Here is a 12986-nt window from a genome sequence, read left to right as displayed (position 1 = left end):
AAATGCGCGGCAACGACGTCACGCTCGACAATGTGTCGATCACCTATCCCAATGGCTTCAGGGCCGTGCATCCCACGGACCTGACCGTTCAAGCGGGCGAGTTCTTTTCCATTCTCGGGCCGTCGGGCTGCGGCAAAACAACGATCCTGCGTGCCGTGTCGGGGTTTATCGAGCCGTCCGGCGGGCGCGTTCTGATTGGCGGGCAAGACATGGTCGGTATCGGGCCAAATGCACGCCCCACGGCGTTGATTTTCCAAAACCTTGCGCTGTTCCCCTTGATGAAGATCTGGGAGAACGTCGCCTTCGGACTGGAGGCGCGTGGCCTGTCGCGGCGCGCACGCCGGGCGCGGGCCGAGAAACTTCTTGATCTGGTGGCGCTTGGCGATCAGGCCGACAAGACGCCGAGCGAGCTGTCGGGCGGACAACGCCAGAGGGTGGCCATCGCCCGCGCGCTGGCCGTGGAGCCCGCCGTTCTGCTGCTTGATGAGCCGCTTTCGGCGCTGGACCTGAAATTGCGACAGCATATGCGCGCCGAACTGCGCGCCATTCAACGCCAGACCGGCGTGACCTTTATCTACATCACCCATGATCAGGGCGAGGCGCTGACCATGTCGGACCGGATCGCGGTGATGAACGAGGGACGGATCGAGCAGGTTGGCACCGGCGACGAGGTGTATTCCGCGCCCGCAACCGCCTTTGCCGCCTCTTTCGTCGGAGAGGCCAACCGGATTGATGGTCGGGTCGTGGCCGTGAATGGCGACTTGGCCGAGATCGACACCGCGCTTGGCCGGTTCCGCGCCCGCAATCCCATTGATCTGGGGGCCGGGGATGCCGCGATGCTGTTCGTGCGGCCCGAGGCCATGCGCTTGGGCCATACCGAAAACGGCTTGTCCGCGCGTTTGATGCGGCGCGACCTTGAAGGGGCGTTTCTGAACTTGTTTTTCGACGCGCAAGGGATCGAGTTGGCAGTGCATGTCACCAATGACGGGCAGGTTGCGATTCCCGCCGACGGGGCGGCCGAGATCGGGTTTCCCTCAGGGCGCGCTGTCATCCTGCCCGCCGGGCCGCTGGCGCGCACCGGTCAAGAGATGGTGGCCTAATGAAGTCGCTGTTGAAAGGCTATGGCGGGCCGCTGACCGCGTTCTTCTTCGGGGCGGTTCTGGTTTGGGGGCTCGTGCTGATCATCTTGCCCCAGCTGACGATGCTGGAACGGGCGATGACGGCGCCAAAACGGGCCTTGGACAGTTCGGTGGCGCTGACTCTGTCGCGCGATGCGCAGACCTGCATTTCGGTGTTGGAAATCCAAGACGCCGCGCCGGACGCCGACGCGTCGGGCGCGGGCATGGCTGTGCCCTCGGCCTCGGGGATGTCTGTTCCCTCGGCCACTGGTTTGGCGGTGCCGTCTGCGGGTGGGGCCACCCAGGCGGGCGCGACGCGGCCCTATATCCTGCAGTGCGACAGGGCCAATACGCATGTCGCGTTGGTGCGTGACCGGGGCGAGGCCACGGCCTATCTTGATACCACCTACGGCCTGCCTGCGTTGGCCGTTTCCGACCGTGATCCTATCGACTCACAAAAGCGCACAGCCGCCGAGATTTCCCAGATGGCCAAAACGCTCTACAGCGATCTGAAAGAGCGGGAGGCGCAGGCCAACCCGTATACTTTGGAGAATTTCGGCTGGCTGGTGGCGGCGCGGATGATCCCGCTGTCGCCCGAGCAAAAGATCATCGAAGACGCCAAATTGTCGAAAAAGCTTATGGGGCTTGTCGGGCTGCGCTTCGAAGAGGATGGCAAAGTCTTTGAACGCATCGGCCTGATCACCTTGGCCCGCACGCTGGCCTTTGCCATCGCCGCCACCGGGCTGGCGCTGATCCTGTGCTACCCGATGGCCTACAAGGTGGCGCTGGCCACCACGCCCGAACGTGCCGTTTGGCTGTTTCTTGGGCTGGTCATTCCCTATGCCATTGTCGAACTGATGCGGGTCTATGCGTGGACCGTGATCATCGACAATAACGGGCTGCTCAATGGCCTGCTGCAATGGCTCTACCTGATCGACGCGCCCGTGCAGTTCAAACGGTTCCCCGGCACTGTCTTCGTGGTGATCGTGTACACCTATGTGCTTTTCATGGTGTTCCCGATCTACAACGTGATGAGCACGCTGGACAGAAACCAGATCGAGGCGGCCAAGGATCTGGGTGCAAGCACCTGGCGGGTGCATTGGCGGATCATCATCCCGCACTCCAAACCGGGCATCGCCGTGGGCGCAATCGCCACCTTCATGCTGTCCGCCGGGGCGTTTTCCGTGCCACGGATCATCAGCCGTGGGCTGCAGGCCGAATGGTTCAGCCAAACGATCTATAACAAGTTTTTCGAAAGCCAGAATTCCAATGTCGGCGCCGCCTACAGCTTGGCCTATACGGTGGTCTGTTTCGTGCTCGTGGGGCTGTTCATGTGGCTCATGCGCACGCGGCTAAAAGACTTTGCGAGGGTGCAATGACATCGCAACGCTTGTTGACCGCCTATACATGGGCCTTCCTGATCTTCATGTTCGCGCCGCTTTTGCTGATGGTGCTGTCGAGCGTCAACGACACGTCGCCGCCGTCCGTTACCCAATGGGAGGGTCTGACCGGCAAGTGGTACGCCTATTTCTGGATGCCCGAGGCCGAGATGCGCGCCGACCCTGTGCTGCGGGCGCTGGACCGGGATCGCTTTGTCGGCTGTTTCGGCAATTCGCTGTATATTGCGGCGTTCGTGGTGCCGCTGTCGCTGATCCTTGGGCTTGCCGGGGCGGTTCTGCTGACCCGCTGGCGCAGCCGGGCCAATGGGCTGTTGTGGTGGGTGCTGCTGTCACCGATGCTGGCGCCCGGCATCGTTCTGGGCCTGTCGGCGCTGGTGTTCTGGGGGCGGCTGGGGGTCAATGCCGGGCTTTTCACCATCATTATGGCGCAAACCACCTTTGTTGCCGGATACCCGATGTTGATCCTGATGGCGCGACTGCAACGCCAACCGATCGAACTGGAAGAGGCCGCGCTGGACCTTGGCGCGACGCCATTCCGGGTCTTTCGGCGGCTGACCTTGCCGTATCTCTTCCCGGCGCTGGTCTCGGCGGGGGTCATCGCTTTCATGGCATCCATGGAAAATTATAACACCACGATGTTTGCCAAGGGCGGGGCCTGCACCTTTGCCACCGAGATCGGTGCCATGGCGCGCAACCCCAATGGCCACCCGCCGGTGATCAACGCGGTCGGCACGGTGATCATCGCCCTGACGGTTCTGGCGGCCACCGTCCACACGGTTTTGGCGCGGCGCGAGGCCAAGCTGTGATCCGCGCGCGGTGCCATCCGCAGTTGCGGTCGATCCTACCGCCACCCGTGCCCGCAGCGGCGGCTTTGCCGGAATGGCTGCGCAGCATGCCGTCCGAAGTCGACGCCGCCAGCCTTGGTGGCGTGGCGGTGCGCACGCTGAAACACTGCCCGCCGATGATTGATGCGCTGGCCACCGGTGTGATCGTTCCGCTGGCCACCGATCTGCATATCGCAGATGGCGAGATCGCTTGGGATTGGGATCCACCGATTCTAGAGGATGCGCTGATCTCGCGCGCGCCGGTTGGGCTGCATGTGCCGGAACAGGCCAGCGGCCTGCCCCTTCGGCTGACCTGCAATGCGGTGGTGAAGTTCATGAATTTCTGGACCCTTGAGGTGCCGGAAGGCTGGTCTTTGCTCTTCACCCATCCGCTCAACCGTGAAGACCTGCCGTTCCGCAGCCTATCAGGCGTTGTCGACGGCGATCTTTTTCGCGATGGCTATGTGCATTTCCCGGCGCTCTGGACCGATCCGTCTTTCCAAGGCACGCTGCCCAAGGGCACGCCGGTGGCGCAGGTTATCGCCGTTCCGCGTGGCGGGCAGGGGCTTGAGATCGGCGAAATGAGCGGCGATGACATCGCCCGCAACCGCGATGTGCAACGCGCGCTGAGCGAGGACCGCGGGGTCTATCGGAAACGGTTCCGGGCACGAGACCGCGACGGATAAGTCTTTACAGGGCCGGCTCTGGTATGTGACGTTTTTGTAAACGCACAAAACGGAGCAAGGCTATCCGGGGGCTTCTGGCCATATTCATTACTGTCTTGGGCGGCGCGCTATCAGCCGACGTGCCCAAAGCCGCCACGCCTGACCCCTACAACGCCCGCCGCGCGGCCTGCACGGATTGGATGATGAGCGACTATCCGACAGGGCTGGACGAAAGCTGGTGCACCGCCGAGTTTGCGCTGCCGTCGGCCTTTTTGATCAAATGCGCCCGCGCGCAGCACTTGGGTTTTGAATCGCCCACCCAACAAAAGGCCTGTCGCCTGATGTTCCTGCGCGCGGCGGAAACGGCTGCCAACGGGTTTGTTCTGAACTAAAGTTTCAGTGGAATCGCGCCTTTGGACACGCGGACCAGCGTTTTGATCACCGCCGCCGGGTTGGGGTGGCTTTCCATCAGGGCGCGGCGAAGCGCTTTGACATTCGGATCACCCGTTTCGGCGGCGATGCGATAAAGCGCAAGATCGGCCTCGTGGTCGCCGCGCAGCGGCGACCACGCGGTATAGGCCGTGTCATACGCCCCGATCCGCAAGCTGACACGGCCCAAGTTGCGCCGTGCGTCGATGTCATCCGGTGTCAGTTCCAGCGCCCGCGAAAATCCTGACATGGCCGTTGCAAAATCTTCCTGCGACACTGCCGCGCGACCCAGTTCGAACCAAGCCGCAGCATGGCCGGGCGCGTGCTGCACAGCGCGGTGCAAAAGCGCGGTTGCGGCCTGCATCTGGCCCAGCTCCATCAGAACCTTGCCGTGATTATACAGCATCGCCGGGTGCGCTGAATCAGTCGCCGTCACAGGCGCCAATATGGCGTTTGCGTCTGCCCAGTCTTGCCGTGCGATCGCGTTTTGAAGCCTTTTGGTGTCCATGCGTTTGCATAGCGTGTCTTCACGACAGTTTTGTCACAAATTCGTTTCTCACAGGGCTTAGGCAGGTGTGAAAAATACCCAAGGAGCCAAGCCATGGTTTTATCTGCCTTTTCTGCTCCGGGCCGGTTCTGGCGCGGTAATCTGCACACCCATTCCAACCTGTCAGACGGCTGCCTTGCCCCGGTTGAGGTGTGCCGCCGCTACAAGGCCGAGGGCTATGATTTCATCTCTTTGACCGATCATTTCATCGGCTTTTATGGCTATCCCATCGCCGAAACCAAAACCTTTCGCGATGATCGATTCACCACCATCCCGGGGGCCGAACTGCACTCTGGCGCGATGGAAAATGGTGAACTTTGGCACATTCTGGCCGTAGGACTGCCCGAAGATTTTGCACCCCCCAACGCACCGGGCTTTCACGCGGTCGAAGGGCAGGAAACCGGCCCCGAACTGGCGCAGCGTGCCCGCGATGCCGGGGCGTTTGTGTCCATTGCCCATCCGCATTGGTCAGGCCTGACGCTGGCCGATGCCCGGTCGATCACGGCGGCGCATTCGGTCGAAATTTACAACCACGGCTGCGCCATTGGCTGTGACCGCGAAGGCGGCGGGCATGTTCTTGACCTGCTCTTGTCCGAAGGGCGCGACCTGACCATCATCGCCACCGATGATGCGCATTTCACCGAGCCCGACCATTTCGGCGGCTGGGTTATGGTCAAGGCTGAGGCCAACGAGCCTGACCTGCTGTTGAGCGCGCTCAAGCGCGGCGATTTCTACAGCTCGCAAGGGCCAGAGATACGCGGCATTACCGTCGATGAAAGCGCCGTTCATGTGGAGAGCACCGCGGTCTCGTCGATTATCCTTCAAGGCAAGGGCCAAGCGGCGACGGCCATACACGGCACATCCATGACCCGGGGGCGGGTGCCTTTGGATCGGTTTCGCAACTCCCCTTGGCTGCGTGTCACGGTGGTGGATGCCGCAGGCAAAAGGGCTTGGAGCAATCCCTTCCGGCTTGAAGGCTAGGTGTCCAACGCGTCCAGAACGGTGCACAAAGCGCCGGGTGTTCGCGAAAATGCGCAGTCTTGACCGCCCCGCATTCCGGCCAAGCCTGACACGCCTGCCTTAGCGTTTGCGCCGGGTGCGCTGTGGCTTTGGTTTGGCGGGTTTCGCGGTCTCTTTTTCCTCGGTCATCCCCAATTGATCGCGTAGGATGCGGGGGCGAATTTCTTCGACCGCGCCGGTTTTGAGATTGCCCAACTGGAACGGCCCGTAAGAGACCCGGATCAGTCGATTGACGCTTAGGCCCACGGCCTCCATCGCGCGGCGGATTTCGCGGTTGCGGCCTTCGCGGATGCCCACCGTGACCCATGCGTTCGCGCCTTGCTGACGATCCAGCGTCACTGTCATGGGCTGGAACTTTTCGCCATCAACCACAAGCCCTTTGCGCAGCGGTTCAAAGGTGGCATCGGTTGGGCGGCCCTTGATCCGCACCCGGTATTTGCGCAGCCATCCGGTTGAGGGCAACTCCAGCTTGCGCTTGAGCGCACCATCATTGGTCAGCAGCAGCAGGCCTTCTGAGTTCAGGTCAAGCCGCCCCACGGTCATGACGCGCGGCAGGTCTTCGGGCAGTTCGTCAAAAATGGTTGTGCGGCCTTGTTCATCGCGGTTGGTGGTCACAAGGCCCGTGGGCTTGTGATACAGCCAAAGGCGCGGCGGCTCGGGGGCTTGCAGGTCGCGGCCATCGACGGTGATCTTGTCCTTGTCGGTGACATTCAGCGCCGCGCGTTCGATCTTCTTGCCGTTCACGGCAACGCGGCCCGATTCGATCATGCGCTCGGCCTCGCGGCGGCTGGCCACACCGGCGCGTGCGATTACCTTGGCGATCCGGTCGCCTGTATTCTGTGTCTTATCCATGACCAGTCGCTTAACGCAAAGCCGGCCCTTGCGAAAGCCGGGATCGCACGGCATGACGGTATCATGACGTTTACCAGCCACATGCAGACCGCGCTTGACGAGGCGCGCAAGGCCGCCGACCGGGGCGAGGTGCCTGTGGGGGCCGTGCTGGTGGATGCGCGGGGGCAGGTGGTAGCGCAGGCGGGCAATCGCACCCGCGAATTGCATGACCCAACAGCCCATGCCGAGATATTGGTGATCCGCGCCGCCTGCGCCGCCGCCCAAAGCGAGCGTTTGCCAGGCTATTCCCTTTACGTCACGCTGGAACCCTGCGCGATGTGCGCCACGGCGATATCAGCGGCCCGGATCGCGCGACTGTATTACGCGGCGTCCGACCCGAAATCAGGCGGGGTGGCGCATGGCGCGCGGGTGTTCAGCCACCCGCAATGTCACCATGCGCCCGAAATCTATGACGGTATCGCGGCGCATGAGGCCGAAACCCTGCTAAAGACGTTCTTCCAAGACCGCCGCGACATGGGGGCTTAAAGCTCGATCGCGCGCATCACCTCAGGCTCGATCACATCGACACCGGGCAGGGCGTCGATCAGTTCTTGGGCGGACTGTTCAAGGATCGGGAAGGTCTTGTAGTGGCAGGGGATGAGCGTTTTGAACTCAAAGAACGTTTTGGCCGCATAGGCCGCGCGCCGCATGTCCATCGTGAAATGCCCGCCCGCGCACAGGATGCCGATATCGGGTGCGTGCAGATCGTTGAAGATTTTCATATCGGCCATCACGTCGGTATCGCCGGACAAGTAAATCGTATGACCTTCGCCCGCGATCATGTAGCCGCATTCGGTGCCCACCACATGCGGCCCGGTGTCTGATCCGATCGAATTGGAATGCACGGCGTTCACCATCGTCACCTTGACGCCATCCAGATCGACGGTGCCGCCTTTGTTGAAGCCCACGGTTTCAAGGCCCTCATGTTCTTCCCAATAGGCCATCAGATCGAACTGGCCGACCACCGGAACGCCGAGTTCCTTTGCCAGCCGGGGCAAGTCGCCTGCATGGTCGAAATGCGCATGGGTCAGCAGGATATGTGTGGCCCCCTCGGTGGCGGCTGGATGCTGATCGGGTTCCAGCATCGGGTTGCCCGTCAGCCAAGGGTCGATCAACAGGACCAACCCGCCGATCTCAAGCCGGAAAGACGCGTGTCCAAGCCATGTGAGTTTCATGTCAGTCTCCCTATCTTCGTTTGATGCCACCCTAGCAGGCTGACAGCGCAGGAAAAGGGCCGCCATATGCTTGCGCCGTCCGTGTCCGGGCGCTAAACGCTGGTGCGATTGCAAAAACCGGAGATTGATGCATGTCGATCGACAAGGACACCGCCGCGAAAGTGGCCAAGCTGGCGCGCATCCGGGTTGAGGATGACGCGTTGCCGGCTTTGGCGCAGGAATTCAACGATATCCTCGGCTTTATCGAACAACTGGCTGAGGTTGATGTCGAAGGGGTTGAGCCGATGACCGGCGTGACGCCCATGCGCCTGAAGCGGCGCGAAGATGTGGTGACCGAAGGCGGCATGGCCGACACGGTGCTGTCGAATGCGCCGGATGCGCGCGAAGGGTTCTTTGCCGTGCCGAAGGTGGTGGAATAATGACCGAGCTTAGCAAACTGACCATCGCCGCCGCACGTGACGCGCTGCGCAAGGGCGACGTGACCAGCCTTGAATTGACCGAAGGCTGCCTGTCGGAAATCGACAGTGCCGGCGCGTTGAACGCTTTTGTCCACAATACGCCCGATGTGGCGCGCGAACAGGCCAACGCTGCCGATGAGCGGATCAAGGGCGGCGACGCGCCTGCGATGTGCGGTATCCCCCTTGGCATCAAAGATCTGTTTTGCACCAAGGGCGTGGCCAGTCAGGCGGCCAGTGGCGTCTTGGATGGCTTCAAGCCCGAGTATGAATCGACAGTCACGCAAAACCTGTTCGACGCGGGTGCCGTGATGCTGGGCAAGCTGAACATGGATGAATTTGCCATGGGCAGCTCGAACGAGACCAGCGTTTACGGCAACGCCGTGAACCCGTGGAAAGTGGATGACCGGCACCTGACGCCCGGCGGGTCGTCGGGCGGGTCGGCCAGTGCGGTGGCCGCCGATCTGTGCCTTGCGGCCACGGGCACCGACACCGGCGGATCCATCCGGCAACCTGCCGCGTTCACAGGCATCACCGGGATCAAGCCGACCTATGGGCGCTGTTCGCGTTGGGGCATCGTGGCGTTTGCATCATCTTTGGATCAGGCTGGGCCGATGACCAAGGACGTGCGCGATGCCGCGATCATGCTTGAGGCGATGTGCGGCCATGACCCCAAGGATTCGACATCGGCTGACATTCCCGTTCCGGATTTCGAGGCCATGCTGACGGGCGATATCAAGGGCAAAGTTATCGGCATCCCGCGCGAATATCGCATGGACGGCACGCCCGATGAGATCGAAAAGCTGTGGGCCGATGGCACTGCCATGCTGAAAGATGCGGGCGCGGAAATTCGCGATATTTCCTTGCCGCATACGAAATATGCGCTGCCCGCTTATTACGTTATCGCACCGGCCGAGGCGTCCTCGAACCTCGCACGCTATGACGGGGTGCGCTACGGCCACCGCGCCAAGCTGGAGCAAGGCGACGGCATCACCGAAATGTATGAGAAAACTCGCGCCGAAGGCTTCGGCGACGAGGTCAAGCGCCGCGTGATGGTGGGCACCTATGTGCTGTCGGCGGGCTTTTACGACGCCTATTACAACCGGGCCCGCAAAGTGCGCACCTTGATCAAGCGCGATTTTGAACAGGTGTTCGCCGATGGCGTCGATGCGATCCTGACACCGGCCACACCGTCCGCAGCCTTCGGGTTGGGCGAAATGACCGATGCCGATCCGGTGCAGATGTATCTGAACGACGTGTTTACCGTTACCGTCAACCTTGCCGGGCTGCCGGGCATCTCGGTGCCGGCCGGCGTCGATAAACAGGGCTTGCCCTTGGGCCTGCAACTGATCGGACGTCCATGGGAAGAGGGGGATTTGCTGAATACGGCCTATGCGCTGGAGCAAGCCGCCGGGTTTATAGCCAAGCCCGAAAAATGGTGGTAAGCAGCCGCTTAGATTGAAAGATGGCAGGACAATGCAGATGCGGTTTATTCTTGGTATGACGGCCGTTGTGGCCTTGACGGCCTGTTCTCCGTCGATTCCGGACAGCGGCGGGGGTGTCGGGTTCGGTGACTATACCGAATTTGAGGCGCAAAGACAGGCGCGCGAGGCACAATTGACTGGTGCCGCTGTTCCTGCCCCGAATGCGGTGTCCTCTGAAACTCTGGACGGCGCGGCTGTAACGGCTCTACCCGGTGACGCCTCCGATCTGGCGGCTGAAACGCGGGCGGCTTTGGCCGAACGCGACGGCAATTCGGGCCAGCCGGTGGTGCATGCCAGCCCGGACAATCCCGCACCGCAAACCGTGACATCCACAACCGGGATTTCCGAGGAAACGAATTTCGATGCGGTCAGCGGCGAGCGTAGCATCGAAAGCGATGCGGCGCTGATTGCCCGTAACCGCGCCCAGTATCAGGTCGTTCAACCACAGGCGTTGCCGCAACGCTCGGGCAATGCCGCGCCGAACATCGTGCAATACGCGCTGGAAAGCACTCATCCGATTGGCACGCAGGTGTTCAGACGCCCGGGGTTTAACAAGGACACCAGATTCCAACGCGCTTGTGCGAAATACGCCTCGCCCGATCAGGCGCAAATCGCGTTTATGGCAAAGGGCGGACCGCAGCGGGATCGTTTGGGTGTTGATCCGGATGGGGATGGGTATGCCTGCGGATGGGATCCGCGCCCCTTCCGCAAAGCAATCGGTGGCTGACAGGGTTAACGCAACCTGGCACCCGTCGCCCAATCATGGGCCGCGCCGTGACGGGGCCATGCCCGATCTGATCGTGCTGCATTATACCGCCATGTGCAGTGCAGAGGCCGCGTTGCAGCGTCTATGTGACCCTGCCGCCGAAGTGTCTGCCCACTATCTGATCGGCACCTGTGGCACCATCTGGCAGATGGTGGAGGAGGGCAGCCGCGCGTGGCATGCCGGGGCAGGGCGGTGGGGCGACGTCTGCGATGTCAATTCGCGTTCGATCGGGATCGAGTTGGACAATACCGGCCACCACCCGTTTCCCGACCCGCAGATGCGCGCGCTTGAGGCGTTGATGGGCGGCATCAGGACCCGTTGGCGCATCCCGCCCGAGCGTGTGATTGCGCATTCCGACATGGCCCCGGCACGCAAATGCGATCCGGGACCACGGTTTGATTGGGGCCGTCTGGCCCGTCTGGGGCTTTCAGTTTGGCCCAAGGCCAGCGCCGCGCGCGGGGATTTCGTGCAAAACGCGCGCCGCTTTGGATATGCAACCGACCCCGATAACAGCGCGCAGGCCACGGATTTGATCTTGAAAGCCTTTCGTCAGCGATTTCGGCCGTGGGCCTATGGCCCGTTGGATGACACGGATCGCGCCCTGATGGCGGATCTGGCCGCGCGTTATCCCGTTGACCACGACACCAACGATGCCTAGATAGCACTGCGCGGAAGGCTGGATGGCCGCGAGGTGCTTGGCACCCCGAGGAAAGTCCGGACTCCACAAGGCAATGGTGCCGGGTAACGCCCGGCCGGGGAAACCCGAGGGAAAGCGCCACAGAAAACAAACCGCCGTGCCTGTCGCGGTAAGGGTGAAACGGTGGGGTAAGAGCCCACCGCGGGGCTGGTAACAGCGCCGGCATGGCAAGCCCCACCAGGAGCAATGCCGAATAGGGATCGCGCGCGGGGGCAGGTCTTGGATCATTCCAAGATACCGCCCGCAGGGACGTCTTGCCCCAGCGATCCGGGTTGGCAGCTTGAGGTGCCGTGGCAACACGGTGCCCAGAGGAATGGTCATCCAGTCCCGGACCACGGTTCGGGATGGACAGAATCCGGCTTACAGGCCTTCCGCGCTATTTTTATCGTTAAGGCTTTTCACCTGATGCGACTGCGCTAATATCGCGTCATGCCGTATGAATGGACAACAGACCCCGATGAAAAACAGGCCGCGCGCCTGAGGCTGTGGCCGCACAGGTCTTTGCCGCGTAAAGGGTTTGCCGCGTTCATTCTGGCAACATTCGCGTTGATCACAGTGCCGCTTTACCCGTTGCTGGGCACCGTCGTGTTATGGGCGTTGCTGCCGTTTTTGCTGCTCGCTGTTGCGGCGATCTGGTGGGCGTTGGAAAAATCCTATCGCGATGCGGATATGACTGAGGAACTGTCGATTGACCCCGATCAAACCCATCTGGTGCGCACCAATCCCGGCGGTGCGCGTCAGGAGTGGGATTGCCTGAGTTATTGGGCCCGCGCACATATGCACCCCACCGGGGGGCCGGTTGCCCATTACATCACCTTGCGCGGCTCTGACCGCGAAGTCGAAATCGGCGCATTCCTGTCCGAGGACGAACGTAAAGCGCTGTATGGCGAAATCGTGGATGCGCTCAAGGTCGCCAACGCAAACCGCCCCGTGACATAACAGGGGGTTTGCCCGCTGGTCAGCTCAGCTTGTCTTTGATTTTGGGGCCGACAGCGCCAAAATCCATCTGCCCGGTATATTTTGCTTTCAGGCGGGCCATGATCTTGCCCATGTCGCGGATTGATTTTGCCTCAACCTCGGCAATCGCGGCATCAATCGCGGCCTCGGTTTCCTTATCGGTCAACTGGCGCGGCAGGAATTCTTCGATCACCGCAATCTCGTGGCGCTCGCGGTCGGCCAGATCCAGTCGCCCGGCCTCTTCGTAGGCGCGCACGCTTTCTTGCCGCTGCTTGGTCATCTTGCCAAGGATCGCAAGGATATCGGTGTCGGTCACGCCGTCTTCGCCGTCGCTGCCGCGCCGCGCGATATCCTGATCCTTGATTGCCGCGTTTATCAAGCGCAAGGTCGCAAGGCGTGCTGTCGCCTTGTCTTTCATTGCCTGTTTCAGGGCCGTGTTCACGCGCTGTCGCAAATCCATTCTGGTTTAGTCCATGCTGTGGTCACAAGCCGTGAACCCTACAGAACTAGCATCTTTCTGACAACCGGTTTACGGTGTGCGCGATGGCCTTGTTTTGT

General features: G+C 61.7%; 16 protein-coding genes and 1 other RNA gene. 13 read left to right on the top strand and 4 right to left on the bottom strand.

Annotation, left to right across the window (positions count from 1 at the left end):
* Positions 1-2: 2 nt before the first annotated feature.
* The 5 genes from HAT86_RS04860 (at position 3) to HAT86_RS04840 (ending at position 4399) form a co-directional block, all read left to right on the top strand.
* A complete protein-coding gene (locus HAT86_RS04860; protein ID WP_167193986.1) occupies positions 3-1100 on the top strand; it encodes an ABC transporter ATP-binding protein in 1098 nt (365 codons plus the stop codon).
* Positions 1100-2497, top strand: a complete 1398-nt coding sequence (locus tag HAT86_RS04855; protein ID WP_167193983.1) for an ABC transporter permease — start codon at positions 1100-1102, stop codon at positions 2495-2497. Before HAT86_RS04860 ends, HAT86_RS04855 begins: the two co-directional genes overlap by 1 nt.
* Entirely contained in the window at positions 2494-3324 is an 831-nt protein-coding gene (locus HAT86_RS04850; protein WP_167193981.1) for an ABC transporter permease, read from the top strand. The genes HAT86_RS04855 and HAT86_RS04850 overlap by 4 nt, the downstream gene beginning before the upstream one ends.
* Positions 3321-4028 carry a hypothetical protein gene (locus tag HAT86_RS04845; RefSeq protein ID WP_167193979.1) on the top strand — a complete coding sequence of 236 codons (708 nt, stop codon included), beginning with the start codon at positions 3321-3323 and terminating at the stop codon, positions 4026-4028. The genes HAT86_RS04850 and HAT86_RS04845 overlap by 4 nt, the downstream gene beginning before the upstream one ends.
* A gap of 95 nt (positions 4029-4123) precedes the next feature.
* Entirely contained in the window at positions 4124-4399 is a 276-nt protein-coding gene (locus tag HAT86_RS04840) for a hypothetical protein (protein ID WP_167193977.1), read from the top strand.
* Here HAT86_RS04840 and HAT86_RS04835 read toward each other — a convergent pair.
* A complete protein-coding gene (locus tag HAT86_RS04835) occupies positions 4396-4944 on the bottom strand; it encodes a tetratricopeptide repeat protein (protein ID WP_167193975.1) in 549 nt (182 codons plus the stop codon). The genes HAT86_RS04840 and HAT86_RS04835 overlap by 4 nt on opposite strands.
* A gap of 93 nt (positions 4945-5037) precedes the next feature.
* Between HAT86_RS04835 and HAT86_RS04830 the strand changes: the two genes are divergently transcribed.
* The gene (locus HAT86_RS04830) at positions 5038-5964 is read left to right on the top strand and encodes a PHP domain-containing protein (RefSeq protein ID WP_167193973.1); all 927 of its coding nucleotides are present in this window, start codon (positions 5038-5040) and stop codon (positions 5962-5964) included.
* Between the two features lie 99 nt (positions 5965-6063).
* Here HAT86_RS04830 and HAT86_RS04825 read toward each other — a convergent pair whose 3' ends face one another.
* The gene (locus HAT86_RS04825; RefSeq protein ID WP_167193971.1) at positions 6064-6855 is read right to left on the bottom strand and encodes a pseudouridine synthase; all 792 of its coding nucleotides are present in this window, start codon (positions 6853-6855) and stop codon (positions 6064-6066) included.
* A gap of 63 nt (positions 6856-6918) precedes the next feature.
* On the opposite strand from HAT86_RS04825, the gene HAT86_RS04820 reads away from it, so the two are divergent.
* A complete protein-coding gene (locus HAT86_RS04820; RefSeq protein WP_167193969.1) occupies positions 6919-7380 on the top strand; it encodes a nucleoside deaminase in 462 nt (153 codons plus the stop codon).
* Here the strand turns inward: HAT86_RS04820 and HAT86_RS04815 are convergent.
* On the bottom strand, positions 7377-8069 hold the full coding sequence (locus HAT86_RS04815) for a metal-dependent hydrolase (RefSeq protein WP_167193967.1): 693 nt from the start codon (positions 8067-8069) through the stop codon (positions 7377-7379). The two genes, HAT86_RS04820 and HAT86_RS04815, sit on opposite strands and share 4 nt — an antisense overlap.
* A gap of 131 nt (positions 8070-8200) precedes the next feature.
* On the opposite strand from HAT86_RS04815, the gene gatC reads away from it, so the two are divergent.
* The 6 genes from gatC (at position 8201) to HAT86_RS04785 (ending at position 12410) form a co-directional block, all read left to right on the top strand.
* Entirely contained in the window at positions 8201-8488 is a 288-nt protein-coding gene (gatC, locus tag HAT86_RS04810; RefSeq protein WP_167193965.1) for an Asp-tRNA(Asn)/Glu-tRNA(Gln) amidotransferase subunit GatC, read from the top strand.
* The gene (gene gatA, locus HAT86_RS04805; protein WP_167193963.1) at positions 8488-9969 is read left to right on the top strand and encodes an Asp-tRNA(Asn)/Glu-tRNA(Gln) amidotransferase subunit GatA; all 1482 of its coding nucleotides are present in this window, start codon (positions 8488-8490) and stop codon (positions 9967-9969) included. The genes gatC and gatA overlap by 1 nt, the downstream gene beginning before the upstream one ends.
* Before the next feature lie 37 nt (positions 9970-10006).
* Entirely contained in the window at positions 10007-10735 is a 729-nt protein-coding gene (locus HAT86_RS04800; protein WP_331272500.1) for a hypothetical protein, read from the top strand.
* Positions 10736-10793: 58 nt separating this feature from the next.
* Positions 10794-11432, top strand: a complete 639-nt coding sequence (locus HAT86_RS04795; RefSeq protein ID WP_231125816.1) for an N-acetylmuramoyl-L-alanine amidase — start codon at positions 10794-10796, stop codon at positions 11430-11432.
* A 10-nt stretch (positions 11433-11442) separates the two neighbouring features.
* An RNA gene (gene rnpB, locus HAT86_RS04790) (RNase P RNA component class A) lies at positions 11443-11850 on the top strand.
* Positions 11851-11900: 50 nt separating this feature from the next.
* On the top strand, positions 11901-12410 hold the full coding sequence (locus HAT86_RS04785; RefSeq protein WP_167193959.1) for a DUF2244 domain-containing protein: 510 nt from the start codon (positions 11901-11903) through the stop codon (positions 12408-12410).
* A 19-nt stretch (positions 12411-12429) separates the two neighbouring features.
* Here HAT86_RS04785 and HAT86_RS04780 read toward each other — a convergent pair whose 3' ends face one another.
* Positions 12430-12888 (bottom strand): GatB/YqeY domain-containing protein, encoded by a 459-nt coding sequence (locus HAT86_RS04780; protein WP_167193957.1) that lies wholly within the window; start codon positions 12886-12888, stop codon positions 12430-12432.
* Between the last annotated feature and the right edge of the window lie 98 nt (positions 12889-12986).

This window comes from Roseovarius gahaiensis (assembly GCF_011601345.1).
In the GTDB taxonomy this organism is placed as follows: domain Bacteria; phylum Pseudomonadota; class Alphaproteobacteria; order Rhodobacterales; family Rhodobacteraceae; genus Roseovarius; species Roseovarius gahaiensis.
The sequence above is the reverse complement of the archived record's forward strand: the minus strand, read 5'-3'. Positions and strand labels throughout refer to the sequence as shown.